15 protein-coding genes are annotated in these 17950 nt (G+C 63.5%); 4 read left to right on the forward strand and 11 right to left on the reverse strand.

The window, feature by feature from the left end; all coding sequences use genetic code 11:
- Nucleotides 1-24: 24 nt before the first annotated feature.
- From mdcH to mdcA, 7 genes are read right to left on the reverse strand one after another with little or no spacing between them, the layout of a single operon-like run.
- On the reverse strand, nucleotides 25-945 hold the full coding sequence (gene mdcH, locus L6D64_RS15225) for a malonate decarboxylase subunit epsilon (protein WP_176509549.1): 921 nt from the start codon (nucleotides 943-945) through the stop codon (nucleotides 25-27).
- Nucleotides 942-1556 (reverse strand): malonate decarboxylase holo-ACP synthase, encoded by a 615-nt coding sequence (locus tag L6D64_RS15230; RefSeq protein WP_176509550.1) that lies wholly within the window; start codon nucleotides 1554-1556, stop codon nucleotides 942-944. The genes mdcH and L6D64_RS15230 overlap by 4 nt, the downstream gene beginning before the upstream one ends.
- A gap of 1 nt (nucleotide 1557) precedes the next feature.
- Entirely contained in the window at nucleotides 1558-2349 is a 792-nt protein-coding gene (mdcE, locus tag L6D64_RS15235; RefSeq protein WP_176509551.1) for a biotin-independent malonate decarboxylase subunit gamma, read from the reverse strand.
- Complete coding sequence (locus tag L6D64_RS15240; RefSeq protein WP_176509552.1) at nucleotides 2346-3194, reverse strand: biotin-independent malonate decarboxylase subunit beta; 849 nt, start codon at nucleotides 3192-3194, stop codon at nucleotides 2346-2348. The genes mdcE and L6D64_RS15240 overlap by 4 nt, the downstream gene beginning before the upstream one ends.
- Nucleotides 3187-3486, reverse strand: a complete 300-nt coding sequence (locus tag L6D64_RS15245; RefSeq protein WP_176509553.1) for a malonate decarboxylase subunit delta — start codon at nucleotides 3484-3486, stop codon at nucleotides 3187-3189. The genes L6D64_RS15240 and L6D64_RS15245 overlap by 8 nt, the downstream gene beginning before the upstream one ends.
- A gap of 1 nt (nucleotide 3487) precedes the next feature.
- Nucleotides 3488-4369 (reverse strand): triphosphoribosyl-dephospho-CoA synthase, encoded by an 882-nt coding sequence (locus L6D64_RS15250; protein WP_371870325.1) that lies wholly within the window; start codon nucleotides 4367-4369, stop codon nucleotides 3488-3490.
- Between the two features lie 3 nt (nucleotides 4370-4372).
- Complete coding sequence (gene mdcA, locus L6D64_RS15255; protein WP_176509555.1) at nucleotides 4373-6034, reverse strand: malonate decarboxylase subunit alpha; 1662 nt, start codon at nucleotides 6032-6034, stop codon at nucleotides 4373-4375.
- A 301-nt stretch (nucleotides 6035-6335) separates the two neighbouring features.
- Here mdcA and L6D64_RS15260 point away from each other — a divergent pair, with 301 nt between their 5' ends.
- Together L6D64_RS15260 and L6D64_RS15265 are read left to right on the forward strand one after the other, a co-directional pair.
- Nucleotides 6336-7406 carry an enoyl-CoA hydratase/isomerase family protein gene (locus L6D64_RS15260; protein WP_176509556.1) on the forward strand — a complete coding sequence of 357 codons (1071 nt, stop codon included), beginning with the start codon at nucleotides 6336-6338 and terminating at the stop codon, nucleotides 7404-7406.
- A 16-nt stretch (nucleotides 7407-7422) separates the two neighbouring features.
- The gene (locus tag L6D64_RS15265; RefSeq protein ID WP_176509557.1) at nucleotides 7423-8574 is read left to right on the forward strand and encodes an acyl-CoA dehydrogenase family protein; all 1152 of its coding nucleotides are present in this window, start codon (nucleotides 7423-7425) and stop codon (nucleotides 8572-8574) included.
- Nucleotides 8575-8675: 101 nt separating this feature from the next.
- Here the strand turns inward: L6D64_RS15265 and L6D64_RS15270 are convergent, their stop codons facing one another.
- The 4 genes from L6D64_RS15270 to hisN form a co-directional block, all read right to left on the reverse strand.
- Nucleotides 8676-11354 (reverse strand): hypothetical protein, encoded by a 2679-nt coding sequence (locus L6D64_RS15270; RefSeq protein ID WP_176509558.1) that lies wholly within the window; start codon nucleotides 11352-11354, stop codon nucleotides 8676-8678.
- A 113-nt stretch (nucleotides 11355-11467) separates the two neighbouring features.
- Entirely contained in the window at nucleotides 11468-12424 is a 957-nt protein-coding gene (locus tag L6D64_RS15275) for a helix-turn-helix transcriptional regulator (RefSeq protein ID WP_176509559.1), read from the reverse strand.
- A gap of 366 nt (nucleotides 12425-12790) precedes the next feature.
- Nucleotides 12791-13522, reverse strand: a complete 732-nt coding sequence (locus L6D64_RS15280; RefSeq protein ID WP_176509613.1) for a hypothetical protein — start codon at nucleotides 13520-13522, stop codon at nucleotides 12791-12793.
- A gap of 107 nt (nucleotides 13523-13629) precedes the next feature.
- Nucleotides 13630-14421, reverse strand: a complete 792-nt coding sequence (gene hisN, locus L6D64_RS15285) for a histidinol-phosphatase (RefSeq protein WP_176509560.1) — start codon at nucleotides 14419-14421, stop codon at nucleotides 13630-13632.
- Between the two features lie 250 nt (nucleotides 14422-14671).
- Here hisN and L6D64_RS15290 point away from each other — a divergent pair, with 250 nt between their 5' ends.
- Nucleotides 14672-15562, forward strand: a complete 891-nt coding sequence (locus tag L6D64_RS15290) for a universal stress protein (RefSeq protein ID WP_176509561.1) — start codon at nucleotides 14672-14674, stop codon at nucleotides 15560-15562.
- Between the two features lie 243 nt (nucleotides 15563-15805).
- The gene (locus tag L6D64_RS15295; RefSeq protein WP_176509562.1) at nucleotides 15806-17941 is read left to right on the forward strand and encodes a TonB-dependent siderophore receptor; all 2136 of its coding nucleotides are present in this window, start codon (nucleotides 15806-15808) and stop codon (nucleotides 17939-17941) included.
- Nucleotides 17942-17950: the final 9 nt, after the last annotated feature.

Here is a 17950-nt window from a genome sequence, read left to right on the forward strand (position 1 = left end):
GTTGTTCTTCGAGTTACGGCGCCGTCATCGGTTGTCGGCCACCTCCTGGCGCAACAGCGCGTCGACGGTATCCCAACGGGTGGCGTCGAGGGCAACCACCCTGCCCTGTTCGAACACCGGGCGGGCCAGGCCGCTGAGCACGCTGCCCGGCGGCATCTCCACCTGCAGGCGCACGCCGCGTTCATAGGCGTTGCGCAACGTAGCACGCCAGTCGACCAGCCGGGCCATGTTGCCGGCCAGGTCATCGCGCAGGCGTTGTGGATCGAAGATCGGCCGCGCACTGCTGCCGCTCAGGTACGTGATGCGCGGGCGACGCAGCTCGACGCTGGCAAAGGCAGCTGCCAGCTCGGCGGCCGGGCCGTCGAGCAACGCGCAGTGGGATGGCACGCTCACCGCCAGGCGGCGGGCTACGCCCTGACCACGCTGGCGAGCCCTGGCAGCGACCTCGGCCATGGCGCTGTCGCTGCCAGCGATGACGATCTGGTTGTCGCTGTTGAGGTTGGCCAGGTACACCTCACCGCCCACCTCGGCCAGCAAGCCTTCGACACTGCTCAAGTCGAGGCCGCTGAGGGCGGTCATGCCGTAGCCCTGCGGATAGGCCCGCTGCATCAGTTCACCCCGCAGGGCCACCAGGCGCACTGCATCGGCGAACGCCAGCGCCCCGGCGGTCACGGCGGCGGGATAAGCGCCGATGGACAGGCCGGCAACATAGCCCGGTGCCGGGCTGCGCTGCAGCAACCAGCCTGCCCAGGCCACCCCGGCCAGCAGCAGGCACAACTGCACGGCGCGGGTCGACTGCAACGCCTGCTTACTGTCGAGGGCCGAAACCTGCTCGCCCAGCGCATCACTGGCCTCTTCCAGTAACGGCGTGGCGCCCTCGGGCAAGCGCTCCAGCATGCCTGCCTGTTGCGCACCCTGGCCAGGGAAGGCAAACAGGCTGCTCACGCCGCATACTCCAGCGCATGCCAGGGGTCCGCTACCAGGCATGCGCCATGGCACGATTTGAGCAACACCCGGCGCGCCATGCCGGCCCATTCACGCAAGGCTACCGCACCCGCCGGCGTCTCCAGTTGCACGTCGATGCGGCATGGGCCGCAATCGAGCATGTCGAGCAGTTCGCGCGCCTGCGCCCGGGTCATGCGCTGCGGCGTACGCACCAGCAGATCGAGGTCACTGGCGCCATGCACGACGTTGCAGCCGGTGGCCAGCTGGTAACCGACGCCCCCGGTCGGCCCCCAGGCCAGCCCGCTGGCATCGAGCACCGGCGCCACCGAGGCCAGCGCGCGCACGGCTGGCCAGGCCCCCTCACCGGCGCCGCGCAACGCCTCGGGGCTTGTTTGCCGCTGGATATCGCACACACGCATCAGCACACCCAGGCGCTGCTCACGGCCCTGCCCGCGCACGCCCACGGCCACCCAGCCACTGGCGCAGGCGGCACGCCGTACCACCACCGGCTGCCCGGCGGCCAGTGCCTGCACGGCCCAGGCAGGCGCGTCGCCAGGCAGGTCGGCTGCGGGCATGCCCCAGAGCAGGTCATGTGGCTGTGGCGCGTTCATCTCAGGCCTCCTGCCACTGGCTGCGCAGGCGTGTGCGCACCTCGCGCGAGGCACTGCGGTTTTCACCGTTCAACCGCGATGCCAGGTCAGTCTCATGGCCGATATCACGCACGGCGTCGGCCAGGCAGGCACGCACCTGGGCAATGTCGGCGGCACTCGGCGCCTCGGCACTGGCGACCTGCAGGCGCCGCCATAGCAAGCCCAGCGAGGCATAGCTGGCAAGGTCATAGGCCATCGGCGGCACCTCGGCGGCCAGCGCCTCCAGTTGCTCGACACTGCGCAGGGTAATGCGCGCTGCTGCCGCCTTGCCCATGGCATGCACCATCACCCCGCTGTCATCCAGGGCGATCAGCCGTTGCGCCTGGTAGCCGTGGGCCAGGAAGGCACCGGACATGGCCTTGCCGACCAGCAGGCCAATCACCGGGTGCCCCGCCAGGCGCGCTTGCGCGTAAGCCTGCACCGCGCCAGCCAATGCCTGGTGAATCCCCAAGGCTTCCTCGCGTCGGCCATAGGCCTGGCTGGGCACATCGATGACGGCCACGATGACGCGCTTTTCGCCCTCGCGGTCCAGCTCGACCGCATCGCTGACGGCCTTGGCCAGGCCCCAGCCTTCAAGCAGGCCGACTTCGCCCGCACGCGCCCTTGGCAACGGGTTGTGCGCATCCGGCACTACCGCAATGAAGCGCGCCAGGCGGTTATCCAGTTCACCATCGACCACCCGCAACGAGGCGGGATAGCCTGCCAGCGGTTCGCCAGCGGCCAGGCCGGGCAGCCAGTTCAGGGCACGGTTCATGGAGCATCTCCTTGGTAGAGGGCACGCACGGCAGCGGCGTCCAGTTGCGGGCAGTCGGCGCCCAGGCTGGCCAGGCGCTCCAGGTACCAGGCGTGGCGGCCGGCGCGGTCGGCCGACGGCGCGTCCAGCAGGTGCAGCAGTTGCTGGCGCAGGCTATCGACGTCGTCTGCAACAAAAGCGTCCACCAGGCCGCTGGCGTACCGCTGTTCGCCACCGGTCAGGCTCCAGATGAATGGGCGATCCTTGGCGTCGTACTCGGCGATACCGGCTTCCTGCTCGATCACTTGCGGGCCATTGAGGCCCAACCGCGCCTCGCGGGTGACCAGCAGGTGGCTGCACAGCCCGGCCGCGATGGACATGCCACCGAAGCAACCCACCGAGCCTGCGATCAAGCCGATCACCGGTTGATGGGCGCGCAGTTCGACCATTGCCGCCTGGATCTCGGCAATCGCTGCCAGGCCGAGGTTGGCTTCTTGCAGGCGTACGCCGCCGGTTTCCAGTAACAGTACGGCGCAGGTGGGGATGCCGTTGCGGTTGTCCTCGATGGCCAGCTCCAGGGCGCCGGCAATCTTGGCGCCACCCACTTCGCCCATGCTGCCGCCCTGGAAGGCACCTTCGATGGCGGCGAGCACGGTTTGGCGGCCATTGAGCCGGCCCTTGGCGATGACCACGCCGTCATCGGCCTGGGGCACGATGCCTTGGCGCGGCAGCCATGGCGACATCAGGCGGTCGAACGGGCCGAGCAGTTCGCGGAAGCTGCCAGGGTCGAGCAAGGCGCGAGCGCGCTGGCGAGCGCCCAGCTCGACGAAGCTGCGGCTTTGCAGCAGACGGGCGGTGTCAGTCATGGGCAATCTCCTCGAAACCTTGCTCCAGGCGCAGGCGCACCACGCCAGGGGTGGCGCCGAAGTCGTGGATGTCGATCTTCACGGCAGGTAGCGTGCGGCCGTCGAACAGGCGCTGAAACAGCTGGCTCCAGCGGGCGCTGCTGCCGTTGACCGAGGTGACCACCTGGATCTCCAGGCGGCCGGCACTGCCGGGCTCGATCAGCACCTCCAGGTCGCCAGAACTGACGCAGCCGACCTGGGTGCGGCCGCGGCCAGGCTCGGCGGCAGGGAATTGAAAGTTCAGGGTTTCCATGTCACAGGCTCCCGGCTTTGTCGAGGAACAGACAGGCGGCCAACAGATCGGCGGCGCCGCCCGGTGAGGCGTTCAGTTGCAGCAGTTGCGCATCCAGCAGGCGCAGCTCACGGCGGCCATCGAGGCTGGCGCAGCCGCCGGCATCGAGCACCGCGCGGGCACCCGCTTGCATGGTTTGCAGGCCTTGCGGGCCGGCGCGCCAGAGCACACAGGTGTCACTGAGTGCGGCCATGATCGCCAGCAAGGCATCCAGCCGAGCCTGGCTTTCGCTGGCGCCCGCGGCGCGGCTGCGGCGCAGTTGTGGCAGGCCATGTTCGAGCACGGCGGGGAAGCCTTGTTGGGCCTGTTCGCGGGCCCCTCCGGCGCCGTAGCGGTGGCGCACCTGGATGCCGTGGCTGTCTTGTGCGATAGCGGCCGGGTCGTCGATCAGGGCGATGCGCCCGGCGCGGGCGGCAACTGCCTGGGGGCCGGCCTTGGCATCGAGCGCTTGTGCGGCGACCAGCAGGCCAAGGGCCCAGATTGCGCCGCGGTGGGTATTGATGCCGCCTGTGGTGGCGAGCATGGCCTGTTCGCCTGCGCGGCCGATACGGCCCAGTTCGGCGCGCAGCGGTTGGCCGATTTCGCCATGGGCTTGCGCGGCTTCGGCCATCTGCCGCAGGCAGGACCACAGGGCCAGTGCCGAGGCGTGCATCAGGGCCAGGGTCATGTCGGCGTGGGCGCCATTGCTGCGGCGGTCGACCAGGCCGGGTTTTGGCGACAGGTCGGCTTCGTCGATGAGGGCCTCGACGGCGAGGTCGGCAAGTCGGTCGGCCTGGGCGCTATCGGTTTGCAGGTCCGGCCTCTTCGCGGCTGAAGCCGCTCCTACAGGGATCGCGTATGCCATCATTTACCAGCTCCTGAACCTTGCGGGCGGGTTGTAGAGGCCGCCAGACCACTCGACCAGGTCGGCGATGCTGCGCGCGGCGAGCAACTCGCGGCTGGCGTCGGTGCGGCGGATGCCGAGGTCCTCGGGCAAGGCGATCAGGCCTTGCTGACGCAGGCGCAGGGTGTCCTTGGGGTCGTGGCGCAGACCGATGACGGTGACCCCGGCCACGGCGGCGATCATCTGCTGGCGCTCTTCCAGGCTGCGCGCCTTGTACAGGTAGGCGATGCCTTCCTCGGTGAGCAGGTGGGTGACGTCGTCGCCGTAGATCATCACCGGTGCCAGAGGCATGCCGGCTTTCTTCGCCACGTCCACCGCGTCGAGCGTTTCGACGAAGGTCGGTTTGCCACCTTCCTGGTAGGTCTCGACCATCTGCACCACCAGCTTGCGGCCGCGTTCGAGCAGGGTCTCGGGCACGGTCATGTCGAGCCAGGCCGGGGTCGCATGGCGCCGCCCGCGAGGGTCGTGCCCCATGTTCGGCGCCCCGCCGAAGCCGGCCAGGCGGCCACGGGTGACGGTCGAGGAATGGCCGTCACCATCGACCTGCAAGGTGGCACCGATGAACAGGTCGACCGCGTATTGCCCGGCCAGCTGGCACATCATCCGGTTGGAGCGCAGCGAACCATCGCGGCCGGTGAAGAACACGTCCGGGCGCTGGGCGATGTAGTCCTCCATGCCCAGCTCGGTACCGAAGCAGTGCACGCTCTCGACCCAGCCGGTCTCGATGGCGGGGATCAGGGTCGGGTGCGGGTTGAGCGTCCAGTTGCGACAGATCTTGCCCTTCAGGCCCAGCGATTCGCCGTAGGTTGGCAGGATCAGTTCGATCGCGGCGGTGTTGAAGCCGATGCCATGGTTCAGCGATTGCACCTGGTGTTTCTCGTAGATCCCACGGATCGCCATCATCGCCATCAGCACGTGCACCGGCTTGATGTGGCGCGGGTCGCGGGTGAACAGCGGTTCGATGTAGAACGGCTGGTCGGCGACCACCACGAAGTCGACCCAGGACGCCGGGATGTCCACCCGCGGCAGGTCGTCGACACGGTCCACCAGCTGGTTGACCTGGGCGATCACCAGGCCGTCGCTGAAGGCGGCAGGCTCGACCAATGCCGGGGTGTCCTCGGTGCTGGGACCGGTGTACAGGTTGCCGTCGCGGTCGGCCATGAAGCCGGCGACCAGGGTGACATTGGGGATCAGGTCGACCAGTAGCCGTGAATACAGTTCGATATAGGTGTGGATGGCACCGACTTCGAGCAGGCCATCTTCCAGCAGCTGGCCGATGCGCAGGCTCTGCGGGCCGGCGAAGGAAAAGTCGAGCTTGCGTGCGATACCACGCTCGAACAGGTCCAGGTGCTCGGCGCGGCTGACGCTGGGCATGATCATGTGCAGGTCATGCAGGCGCCCAGGGTCGGCCTTGGCCAGCGAACGCGAGAGGAAGTCGGCCTGCTTCTGGTTGTTGCCTTCGAGCACCACGCGGTCGCCGGGGGCGATCAGCAGCTCCAGGGCTTCGACGATCCGCGCGGTGGGCAGCACCACACCGTCGGCCAGGTGACGGACGCGGTCCAGGCGGCGCTGCTTCTCGGCGCGTCGCCTGGACCATTGCGGCGGTGGATTCTTCGTTACGGTCATTGGGTGACTCCACGGGTTCGCTGTCGTGTAGGCACCTTAGGGCGAGCAGGAAGGCGTGATCAATCAAGGTGGGGCGCTGATCGTTACGGCCAGGGTAATGATCTCGCGGTTATGGCCTCCGGCGATACCTTTGCTAGAGTGGCCATGCACAAACGGAGGGTGCGCTCCCTACGGCAAAAACGCACGATGCCCCTGCAGATTTGTCGATTGTACAAGGCAAATTCGCATGCCAGGATCCAGCGATCCTCCAGCGCACTCCAGACTTCATTTGGAAAATCAATAACAAAGCAGGGAGAACGCGATGACCGCGCACGCTCATACCTCGGCAACGGCTCATGTACTGGCCGAGGTCCGCAACCAGATTGGCCACCTCACCCTCAACCGCCCAGCCGGTCTCAACGCCCTGACCCTGGACATGGTGCGCAGCCTGCGCCAGCACTTCGACCAATGGGCCGACGACCCTCAGGTGCAGGCCGTGGTGCTGCGCGGCGAAGGCCCCAAGGGCTTCTGCGCCGGTGGCGATATCCGCTCGCTGCACGACAGCTACAAGGCCGGCGATACCCTGCACGAAGACTTCTTCGTCGAGGAATACGCCCTGGACCTGGCCATCCACCGCTACCGCAAGCCGGTGCTGGTGCTGATGGACGGCTTTACCCTCGGCGGCGGCATGGGCCTGGCCCAAGGCTGCGACCTGCGGATCGTCACTGAACGCAGCCGGCTGGGCATGCCGGAGGTCGGCATCGGCTACTTCCCGGATGTCGGTGGCAGCTACTTCCTGTCGCGCATCCCGGGCGAACTGGGCACCTACCTGGGCGTCAGCGGCGCTCAGGTCCAGGCCGCCGATGCCCTGTACTGCGGGCTGGCCGACTGGTACCTGAGCAGCGACAGACTCGCAGCCCTGGATCAAGGGCTGGATACCCTGCGCTTTGGCGCTCACCCGCTCAAGGACCTGCAGAACCTGCTGGCCAAGCTCGGCAGCCAGGTGCTGGGCGATGCGCCGCTGGAAAAACTGCGCCCGGCCATCGACCATTTCTTCGCCCAGCCCGACCTGCCGGCGATCATCGAACAACTGCGTGCGGTGCGCATCGGCGACAGCCACCCATGGGCGTTGGCCACCGCCGAACAGCTGGAAAGCCGCTCGCCTCTGGCCATGGCGGTTACCCTGGAGATGCTGCGCCGCGGTCGCCACCTGGCACTGGAAGACTGCTTCGCCATGGAACTGCACATCGACCGCCAGTGGTTCCAGTACGGCGACATCATCGAGGGCGTGCGTGCCCTGATCATCGACAAGGACAAGCAGCCGCGCTGGAACCCGCCAACCCTGGCCGGGTTGACGCGCCAGCGGGTCGACCAATTCTTCGAAGGCCTGTGAGCCCGGGAGTACACAGATGCAAGACCTGGAACTGAACGAAGAACAGATCATGATCCGCGACATGGCCCGGGACTTCGCCCGTGGCGAGATCGCGCCGCATGCCCAGGCCTGGGAAAAGGCCGGCTGGATCGACGATGGCGTGGTGCGCAAGATGGGCGAGCTGGGCCTGCTGGGCATGGTCGTGCCCGAGGCGTTCGGCGGCAGCTACACCGACTACGTCGCCTACGCCCTGGCAGTCGAGGAAATCGCCGCAGGCTGTGGCGCCACTGGCGCGATGATGAGCATCCACAACTCGGTCGGCTGCGGCCCCCTGCTCGCCTACGGCACGGCTGAGCAGCAACAGGCCTGGTTGCCGCGCCTGGCCGCTGGCGAAGTCATCGGCTGCTTCTGCCTGACCGAGCCCCAGGCCGGCTCCGAAGCACACAACCTGCGCACCCGCGCCGAGCTGGTCAATGGCGAGTGGGTCATCAACGGGTCCAAGCAATTCGTCAGCAACGCCCGCCGTGCAGGCCTGGCCATCGTCTTCGCGGTGACCGATCCGGAGCTCGGCAAGAAAGGCCTTTCAGCCTTCCTGGTACCCACCGACAACCCAGGCTTCAAGGTCGACCGCAGCGAGCACAAGATGGGCATCCGCGCCTCCGACACTTGCGCGGTGACCTTCGACAACTGCCGCATCCCGGCGGCCAACCTCCTCGGCGAGCGCGGCAAGGGCCTGGCCATTGCCCTGTCCAACCTCGAAGGCGGCCGCATCGGCATCGCCGCCCAGGCCCTGGGCATCGCCCGTGCCGCGTTCGAGGCGGCGCTAGTGTACTCGCGTGACCGCATCCAGTTCGGCAAGCCGATCAACGAGCACCAGAGCATCGCCAACCTCCTGGCCGACATGCAGGTGCAGGTGAATGCGGCACGCTTGCTGATCCTGCATGCCGCCCGGCTGCGCAGCGCAGGCAAGCCGTGCCTGTCGGAGGCCTCGCAGGCCAAGCTGTTCGCGTCGGAAATGGCCGAGCGGGTGTGCTCGATGGCGATTCAAGTGCATGGCGGGTATGGCTATCTGGAGGACTACCCGGTCGAGCGGTATTACCGGGATGCGCGGATTACACAGATTTACGAAGGATCGAGCGAAATTCAACGAATGCTGATTGCGCGGGAACTCAAGCACTACACGGTGTAGCGTGCGCGGGTTGATTCTGATGACCTGAAAAGCCCTGTTCCTGTTTATGCACTTCGCAGTGAAAAACAGGAACAGGATAGACGCGCAGCCAGCTAGGCCTGTCAGAACGGTTGGTAACTGATATCAAAGATGTAATGGTTGGCGTCACCGTAAGACTCGACGAACTCGAATGCTGCGATCGCCGCGCTCGGTGTACTGAAGGAGACACGTTCAGTATAGGGCTGATATCCCACCCGCCCCGGCGTACGATTAAACAGAGTGTAAATGGTTTTTATCGGTGTACCCGCCGCCGTATAGAAAGTAATAGCGTTGTTCCGAATGGTATGTCCCGTCATGTAGAATTCAACTTTATTGGCCAGCCCTCGCAGCTCGAATCGCGCATGAGTCTTGTGATAGCCTCCAACGACCAATGCCTGAGCATGCGTGCCCGCCCTAACATAGGCCATATTCACAGAGTTGAGCCCTTTCTTCATGACAATCCGCAGTGCCGGCAAATCAAGCGTATCGTTTATCAGGTGACCCTGAAAGCCTGCAAAGCGTTCCCGAGTCACTGCACCTTGTAAGACCAGAGGCACAGCCTGGGAGACCTTAGGCACTTTGGTACCATTAGGCACAAGTTCGTAGCTCACTAGCAGAGGGTGATTGGCAGGGTCAAGGACCGACTGCATGTTTTGCGCCAACACATGATCCAATGGCAGCACCTGAGAGTGCGGGCCGGGCTTTTTCAGTAGTATTTTTCCTGTCCGATAGTTGCCCACCCGAATGATGATCTCATCACCCTGCGCCAGACTCGGGTTATCCAGTTCCACAACAAACTGATTATTGACAATCGGCGTCAGATTGAGTTTATTTCCTACCGCCGAGACCACCTTAGGTTCACCAATGAAGTTTTTTTGCATCTCAGTGGTGGCCACGGTGAACTCGAGCGGCTGCGAGGCCACGACCGGCTTGCCCTTCCGGATGACCTGATAATAGAACTTGATCTTCACCGGTGAGTTGCCCTTCGGTTCGAAGACGGAGCGCTCCACCTCGAAATCTATGCCATCCTTGCTGACTTCAGCCAGATCAAGCACGTCCCAACCCGACTCACCCTCTGAGGTTTCCCAGAAGAGCTTGATCTCGCAAGGCGGCTGCTCGGCCTCTTTGGGCACCTTGATGACCATGCCCATCTCATACTTTTCATCATCCGGATTCAGCACCTTGTTCACCAGTGCATACTCTGGAATGGGTGCCGGCAAGCTCGCAATCGGCTCACCGATTTGATACCTGACCGTTCCGGATTTGAATACGCCATTGGCTCGCTCTATCGTATAAGAAATATCGACATAGCCGCCTTCAAAGGGTTTTACGAATGTCTCTCCTTTGAGCCGGAACGGGAATACCTTTCCGGCACGCTTGACGGAGACTTCTTCCGGTTTGATGGGGATTTCAAAAGCACTGCCATCTGATTTCACGCCCTTGTAGGACAAGCGTACCTTGTCTTTGTAAAGGGTATTGGCAAGCGCCGGAATCAGCACATTGATAAAGCTACGATCGGGGTCGACACGAAAATCCTCTACCTTGAAGATGCTCGGCGTCGGCAACAGCGACGGCATGCCCAGGATGTTGATATAGGTACTTTTCGACTTGCTGGCCGTCCCGGTGCTGGAGGTCAGTGTATAGCTCAGCTGGGCGCTACCCCCTCCCAATGGCCACCACTCGTCAAAGGGCACAGGAATGTGCTGAGGTTTATTCGGGTCTGTCACGGTCAGCGGGCCGAACGTTTTGGCCGTGACCTGATCCTGATGTGTCTTGCCGACCATGTGCAGCAACAGGCTGTCCCCGACCTGATATTTGCCAGGGAACTGAATAACGACATGGTCGGATACGACATCAGCAGTCTTCAGTTCACCGGAGCTGATGACCACACCCGCCTCGTTCAATACCTCGGGCGCCGCCAGCGCGTCTGCCGTAAGCTTGACGCTTACCTCGAGCCAGTCAGACCATTCCGAGTCATTGTCTACGGGATCTTTTACAAAGTAGTACACAAACAACTCGTCGCTGTCGCCTTCCGCCTTGATTGTCGTTTCAGGCACGGTAATCGCCACGGGTTTATCGACTTGCCCGGCAGTCACCTCGTGGGAAATGATCTGGTTTCCCCAGTAAAGATAAATGAGGTCCCCCGCGCGCATGTTCAAATAGGCTGGGACCGTAACGATCACCCCTGCTTTCGCCTCAGCCGGGCCGATCGTACCCGAGGCAGGCTTGGTCATTACCGGAGGGGCCAGTTCGGCATCGATACCTTCATCCCCTTTGACACCCGGCTGCCCCTTGATGAACAACGTGCTGACAATGGGTGAGGTCGCAACTAACTTGCCTTTCCTTACCAACCGATAGTAGAGAAAGCTACTACCCTCTTGAACATCTTTGCCTTTCACCAGCAATGTCTTGTATTTCTGAGCCACTTCAGCTTGTGAAACACTACCGCTGGCTATCGCAGTGTTCCCCCACATCAAACTGAGTATGTCGCCTGCGGCCACCAGTTTACCCAGGCGGACCATGACGCTGAGTTCAGCGTCTTCGCTCGCAACCCACTCGTCGTTAAGACCGAAGTCTTCAATGGCCGTGTCGTTGATCGTCACTGGGTGAACAGCGCCAAGCACATAAGGTGGCGCCAAGTCGTCCACCTTCGTTGCGGGGTACTTTTTCTGGTAGTAGCTGCCAAATTGCTCTAGTACATAATCAACTTCGGACACGGCCTCGACCGCATCGTCCATGGACGCATCATTTAGATCGCTCATGATTCCTTCCTCGTTGGTTTGCCGGGTTAACCGCCATCCCACGATAGGAATCGCTCATGTCCTGTACAACTGGCAGAAATATCAGTTTTCGCGAGGCGCGGCCGGTCGTAGATTTACAGGCGCTGCCGCAATGTCTGCGAGGGCGGCACGCCATATCGCTGGCGGTATATTTCGGAGAAACGCCCCAAGTGCAGGAAGCCATACTCCATGGCTAGCTCGGTCACACTGCGCACGGTACAAGTGCGGTCAATAAGGCATGCATGCACACGCTGCAGCTTGCGCTGGCGCACGTACTGTTTGGGTGATGTGCCCAACTGCCTGTCGAACAAGGCGTACAACGAGCGCACGCTCATGCAGGCCTGTTCTGCCAACGCCTCGGCAGACAGTTCAAGCTTGAGATTGCGCTCGATGTAATCGAGGATCCGCTCCAGGCTCGCCCCTGGCGTACCCAGGCTTTCGCGGCGGATATTGGTGCTCATCAGGGTCATCAGCTTGCTGGCGACGATCTGGCTGTAGTGCCCCTGTACTCGCGGTAGCGAGTCACTGACCTCGGCTTCGTGGCAGACCATGGCCAACAAGTTGACGAAGCCATCCAGCTCTTCCAGCCGGTAGTGGTTGCGCAAGAACCGTACGCCGCCGTCCGGCCGTTGCCAGCGTTGCTCGTCGCAGATGCTGTCGAGCATGCGGGTCGGCACTTTGAGGATGAATTTCTCGCAGTCTTCGGAATAGGTCAGGTCGACCGGATCGTCCGGGTTGATCAACAGCAGTTCGCCCGGCACCAGGTGGTGCTCACGCTGATGCCCGCGCCATAGGCAGTTGCCGTTGAGCAGGACCTGCAAGTGGTAGATGGATTCCAGCGCCGGCGAGGTGACCCGCACACTGCCGCCGTAGCTGATGCGGCACAGGTCGAGTTCGGCGAACTTACGGTGGCTGAGACTGGCCTGCGGGTGGCTGGTGCGTGACAGGCCGATGCAGTGCTGGCCGACGTGCTGGTTCACGTAGTCGGACACGGCATAAGGGTCGGCGTGATGAAACACGCTACTTCGCTCGCTCAGCAGGCGGCTTTCCATAGGCTAGGCACTCGGCATCGTTATTGTTCTGGGCGCCGCGCCCTACTGGCCCGCGGGCCTGTGGTTGCGGTCGTTCACGGTCATTCTATCGGGCCGGGGTCAGGGGATAGCTGGCAGCTGACCACTGGCGCATGGATGACACCCTAAGAAAAAGACGGGGGTTGGGCAATCCGATGTTCGGATTGGGTGTGCGAATAACGAACCGCGGCTGGTGTTATCCGGTCGACTATCGAACAAAATCGATTTTTTATCGCATGCAACATCGATATCGAAGGGTAAAAACAAGGCGGACCCTGTTGGCCTCACAGGCGTAATTGGCCGGAAACCTGTTTCGGGCCAATTATTCCTGCACCCGTTGCGCGCGCCTCACTGCACCGGCAGGAAATTCATCAACAAAAGGCTCTGCGCGTAATTCAGGCCGATCCGCCGATAGCGCTCGTCCAGCAGCTCCGCCAGTAAATCCAGCCGCGACACGATCTTGCCGAACTCCACGGCGAAGCTCAGGTTGCTGCCCTCTTCGGAAATTTCGTTGGAAAACAGCAGCAACACCCCGTTGGCATCCTGGCGCTGGCTGAGCATCCAGGTGGCCTTCTCGATATTGCGTGCCGCGTTGTTGATGAACAGCGGATCGAGGGTGTCGGTCATGTAGAACTCGGTACGCCCGCCATGCGCGGTGATCAACATGCTGCCGATGGCGTAGATGAAGGCGCCGACCCGGTCGCCACGAAACTCCGGGCTCAGGGCATAACTCAGCGCCACGAGGTCGCGGCGGTTGCCCAATTGCGCCAGGGGTAGGCGCTGTTCGATGGCGATGCGGGTCTGCCGTTCGGCAGTGGCGGCGTCGAGGTAGCCGGACATCTTCCACTGGTTGGGGTTGCGCAGGTACAGCTTGTTCATCAGCAGGTACAGGCTTTGCAAGTTGTCGCGCATGGCCAGGGTGGCCATACGGTCGACGCTGGTCTGGAACAGCTCGCCGGGCTTGCCATTGCCGAACTGGCTGACGATCTCGTGGCCTTGCTGCTGGCTGCAGCCGGCCAGGCCTAGCAGAGCGCCTGCCAGCAGCAGACGCAGGAAAAATCGGAGATTGCTTGCAACCATCGGCACCGGGTCGGAATCGGCGGCCGCGCCGGGGATCGGCGCAGCCTGGCCAAGCATAGAGCCCGGGAATCGGAAAAAGTGCAGTGCCGCTCAGTCCGCTGACCGGATCACATGGCGTGGCGGAGCATCTCCACCACCTGCGCATGCAGCGCCGGGTCACCACAGGCCACTACACAACCGCCATTCTGCGCGCTGCTGCCATCCCAGGCAGTGATCACCCCGCCCGCCCCTTCAATGATCGGCATCAGCGCCTGCACGTCATACGGCTGCAGGCTCGCCTCGACAATCACGTCGACGAAACCCGATGCCAGCATGCAGTAGGCGTAGCAATCACCACCGTAACGCATCAGCCGCGCCTTGCCGGCCACAGCCTCGAATGCGGCCTTGCGCTCGGCGGTGTCGAACATGTCCGGCGTGGTGCACATCAGCGTGGCCGAGGCCAAGTCGGCACAGGCACGGGTCTTCAGCGGCGTGCCGCTGCGCCATGCACCTTGTGGGGTGCCGACGAAGCGTTCACCGGTGAACGGTTGGTTCATCACCCCCACCACCGGGCGTGTGCCATCGTTCAGGGCAATCAACGTGCCCCACAGCGGCAAGCCGGTAATGAACGCACGGGTGCCGTCGATCGGGTCGAGCACCCAGGTCAGCGGGCTGCTGCCCACGGCGACGCCGGCCTCTTCACCGAGGATGCCGTGCTCCGGATAGCGCGCCTGGATCAGCTCACGCATGGCGTCTTCGGCGGCCTTGTCGGCCACGGTCACCGGGTCGTACAGGCGCCCGCCCTTGTCCTCGACCTCAAGGCTTGCGCGGAAGTACGGCTGGATCGCCAGCGCAGCGGCATCGGCCAGTTGCTCGGCGAAGGCTTTGAATTCGCCGATCTGTTCAGCGCTCAGGGACATGGTGCAGGCCTCGTGGAAAATATCGGGGCTGCATCATACCCGACAACCTGCGTGTTACACCGCTGTCAGGTGCTCATACCGAATAGTTGCCCCCACCAGCATCAGTACGATGCCACCATGAGCTTGGCGCGCTCATACCAGTGCAAGGTGAAGCGAGCGCGAAAGGTTTTGCTTGGCTGAACCGGGTCTAGACTGTACAGACCAGATGACATGGCATGAACCGGGGGGCTGCCACACGTGGAGGTGTGCGATGAGCCAGTTCAAGCGTCTGTTCGTCATGCTCGGCCGGCAAATGCGCCATACCCCGGCGCTGCAGCGCGCGGCGGCGCTGGCCGAATCCAGTGGTGCCCTGCTGGATATCAATGTGTTCGTCGACGATGTCGACACGTTTGGCCTGATGAGCGACAGCCACGAACGCGAACGGCTGCTCGCCGACAACCGCCAGTGGCTGGCCGACGAGGCTGAGCAACTGGGCAACGCCGGGCTCGATGTGTCCACCGAACTGCTGCTGACCCGCGACCCGCTGGGCAGCGTGCTGGAACGCATCGAGCGGCTGGGTTGCGACCTGCTGATCAAGGACGTGCAGCACGAGCCGGTGCTCAAGCGCCTGCTGGTCACGCCGCTGGACTGGCAATTGCTCAAGGAAAGCCCGGTGGCCGTGCATCTGGTCAGCGACATCCGCCTGCCGCTACCGCGGCAGATTGCGGCGACGGTGGACCTCGAGTGCCACGGCGCAGGCGAACATCTGGACGACAGGGTGATCCGCAGCGCCCATGCCCTGGCCTTGCAATGCAACGCCGAACTGCACCTGCTGCACGTGTGCGATGCGGCCAAGACCCATATCGCCGACTTCGGTGCCGGCACGGTCACCATGCCGGGGTTCGATGGCAGTGTGCGCACAGCGCAGCGGGCAGCCTTCAACCGGCTCGGCGACCATCACCAGATACCCTTGGAGCGACGGCACTTTATCGAGGGTGCGGCCATCCGCGCGATTGCCCGGTTCGTCAGCCACAGCCGGGTCGATGTGATCGTGATGGGCAGCCATCGGCATGATGCGATGCAAACGTTCCTTGGCGGCACCACGGCGCATGTGCTGGAGCATCCATTGTGCAATGTGCTGGCAATCAAGGACAGCCGCTGAGACTTGCACGGCCCGAACTGGCCTCTTCGCGGGCAAGCCCGCTCCCACAGGTATACCATCAGCCCGAAGCACTGCAGGCACCCTGTGGGAGCGGGTTTACCCGCGAAGAGGCCAGACCTGCAAAACAATGGCATCTGGCACACCAGTTCTAACTAAAAAGAATGCATTTGATAATGATTCGTAGTAATTTCTCGGCGCTTCTACCACTTCCCATCAGCGCCCTACTCCAGGATCGTACCGTCGATGCGTCGCACGTTCGTTTCGCTTTGTGTGCTTCAAGCTATCTCCCCGCTGGCCTTTGCCGAGCCTGAACCTTTCGGCGAACCCGCCCAGATCGAACTCCAGGCCCTGAACATCACCAGCAGCGCCGACAGCGAACGCGCCGATGGCCCGGTGGATGGCTACAAGGCCACCCGCTCGGCCAGTGCCACGCGCACCGACACCGCCCTGCACGAGACCCCGCAATCGATCAGCGTGGTGCCCAAGGATGTGCTTGAAGACACCGGTGCCACCCGCCTGCAGGATGGCCTGGACTACGCGGGTGGCGTCGGCCGCGCCAACAACTTCGGCGGCCAGGGGCTGACCACCTTCACCGTGCGCGGCTTCACCACCGGCGAGTTCTACCGCAACGGCTTCCCGATCAACCGCGGCTACCCCAACGCCCCTGACGCCAACACCGTCGAGCGCCTCGAAGTGATCCGCGGCCCGGCCACCAGCCTGTATGGCCGTGGCGACCCTGGTGGTACGTTCAACGTGGTCAGCAAGCAGCCGCTGGCCGAGCCCAAGGTGACCCTCGCCAGCCAGTTCGACGACCAGGGCATGCACCGGGCGACCCTGGACGCCACCGGCCCTTTGAATGCCGATGGCTCGCTGGCGTATCGGCTGAATGTGCTGGGCGAAGGTGGCGAAAGCTTCCGCGACGATGTCGAAAGCGAGCGCTATGACGTTGCACCGGTGATCAGCTGGCAGGTCAACGACGCCACCAGGGTCATCTTCGAAGGCGACTTCATGCGCAACAACCACCCGCTGGATCGCGGCCTGACGCGCCTGCCCGGCCAGATCGGCACGGCCTCGCGGGACACCAACGTCTGGGAAAAAGGCAGCGACAACCTGCTGCACAACGACAACGACATGGCCCAGTTGCGCTTCGAGCACCTGCTCAACGACAACTGGACGCTGGGCGGTGGCCTGCAATGGCTGGACGGCTCGCTCAAGGGCAACGCGGTGGAAGCCAACGGCCTGCAGGCCGACGGGCGCACGCTGGGACGCAACTTCAACTACCGCAAGCTGGAGTGGACCGACCGTGACTACCAGCTCAACCTCACCGGCCACTTCGACACGGGCGGCTTCGCCCATACCCTGCTGACCGGTATCGAATACGAAGACTATGACTACAACTCGATCATCCAGCGTTCGGCCGCCGGTAGCGGTGCCTACCCGATCGACATTTTCGACCCGGTGCTGGGCCAGCCACGCCCTGCCCTGACCCGCACCACCACCCATGACCAGGAAAACCTCAAGACCTGGGCGGCCTTCATCCAGGACCAGGTGGCCCTGACCGAGCGCCTGAAAGCCCTCGCCGGGGTGCGTTTCGAGCGCTACGAGCATGACTACGACAACAAGCTCAACAATGCCGGTGACTTCAACAAGGGTGAGAACGGCGTCACCCCGCGCCTGGGCCTGATCTACGACCTGACCGACAGCGTCGCCGTCTATGCCAACACCGCGCGCTCGTTCAAGCCCAACAGCGGCGCGAGCCTGCAAGGCACGGGCTTCGATCCGGAAAAGGGCAAGTCATACGAGCTGGGCGTGAAGTGGGAAGCGCTGGATCGCCAGCTGAGCGTCGACGCGGCGATCTACCACATCGTCAAGGAAAACGTGCTCACCCGCGACCCCAACGACCCGAGCGGCACCTACAGCGTCGCAGCCGGTGAAGTGCGCAGCCGCGGCCTGGACATCAACGTCGCCGGCAACCTGACTCCGGAATGGCGGATGATCGGCGGCTACGCCTACGTCGACGCCGAGGTGACCAAGGACAACAGCCTCCCCACCGGCACCCGCCTGGCGAACATCCCGCGCAACAGCTTCAGCCTGCTCAACACCTATGAATTCCAGGATGGGCTGGCCAAGGGCCTGGGACTCGGGGTTGGCGTGAAGTATGTGGATGACCGCGCCGGGCAGACGGCGGCCAGTACCTACACCATGGAACGCTACAGCGTGGTCGACCTGCTGAGCTTCTACAAGGTCAATGAGCACGTGCGCTTGAACCTGGACGTGAAGAACCTGTTCAACAAGGGCTATGACGAAGGGGCGTTCAACACCTATGTGTACCCGGGTGCGCCGCGCACGGTACAGGCGGGGGTTGCCTATACCTTCTGACATGACAGG

The organism is Pseudomonas urethralis, assembly GCF_021602465.1.
In the GTDB taxonomy this organism is placed as follows: Bacteria; Pseudomonadota; Gammaproteobacteria; order Pseudomonadales; family Pseudomonadaceae; genus Aquipseudomonas; species Aquipseudomonas vlassakiae.

Excerpts from the sequence above, each read along its gene's own strand:
- L6D64_RS15230 (WP_176509550.1), bottom strand. The coding sequence starts at position 1,556 with ATGAACGCGCCACAGCCACATGACCTGCTCTGGGGCATGCCCGCAGCC.
- mdcE (WP_176509551.1), bottom strand. The coding sequence starts at position 2,349 with ATGAACCGTGCCCTGAACTGGCTGCCCGGCCTGGCCGCTGGCGAACCG.
- L6D64_RS15240 (WP_176509552.1), bottom strand. The coding sequence starts at position 3,194 with ATGACTGACACCGCCCGTCTGCTGCAAAGCCGCAGCTTCGTCGAGCTG.
- L6D64_RS15245 (WP_176509553.1), bottom strand. The coding sequence starts at position 3,486 with ATGGAAACCCTGAACTTTCAATTCCCTGCCGCCGAGCCTGGCCGCGGC.
- L6D64_RS15250 (WP_371870325.1), bottom strand. The coding sequence starts at position 4,369 with ATGGCATACGCGATCCCTGTAGGAGCGGCTTCAGCCGCGAAGAGGCCG.
- mdcA (WP_176509555.1), bottom strand. The coding sequence starts at position 6,034 with ATGACCGTAACGAAGAATCCACCGCCGCAATGGTCCAGGCGACGCGCC.
- L6D64_RS15260 (WP_176509556.1), top strand. The coding sequence starts at position 6,336 with ATGACCGCGCACGCTCATACCTCGGCAACGGCTCATGTACTGGCCGAG.
- L6D64_RS15265 (WP_176509557.1), top strand. The coding sequence starts at position 7,423 with ATGCAAGACCTGGAACTGAACGAAGAACAGATCATGATCCGCGACATG.
- L6D64_RS15270 (WP_176509558.1), bottom strand. The coding sequence starts at position 11,354 with ATGAGCGATCTAAATGATGCGTCCATGGACGATGCGGTCGAGGCCGTG.
- L6D64_RS15275 (WP_176509559.1), bottom strand. The coding sequence starts at position 12,424 with ATGGAAAGCCGCCTGCTGAGCGAGCGAAGTAGCGTGTTTCATCACGCC.
- L6D64_RS15280 (WP_176509613.1), bottom strand. The coding sequence starts at position 13,522 with ATGGTTGCAAGCAATCTCCGATTTTTCCTGCGTCTGCTGCTGGCAGGC.
- hisN (WP_176509560.1), bottom strand. The coding sequence starts at position 14,421 with ATGTCCCTGAGCGCTGAACAGATCGGCGAATTCAAAGCCTTCGCCGAG.
- L6D64_RS15290 (WP_176509561.1), top strand. The coding sequence starts at position 14,672 with ATGAGCCAGTTCAAGCGTCTGTTCGTCATGCTCGGCCGGCAAATGCGC.
- L6D64_RS15295 (WP_176509562.1), top strand. The coding sequence starts at position 15,806 with ATGCGTCGCACGTTCGTTTCGCTTTGTGTGCTTCAAGCTATCTCCCCG.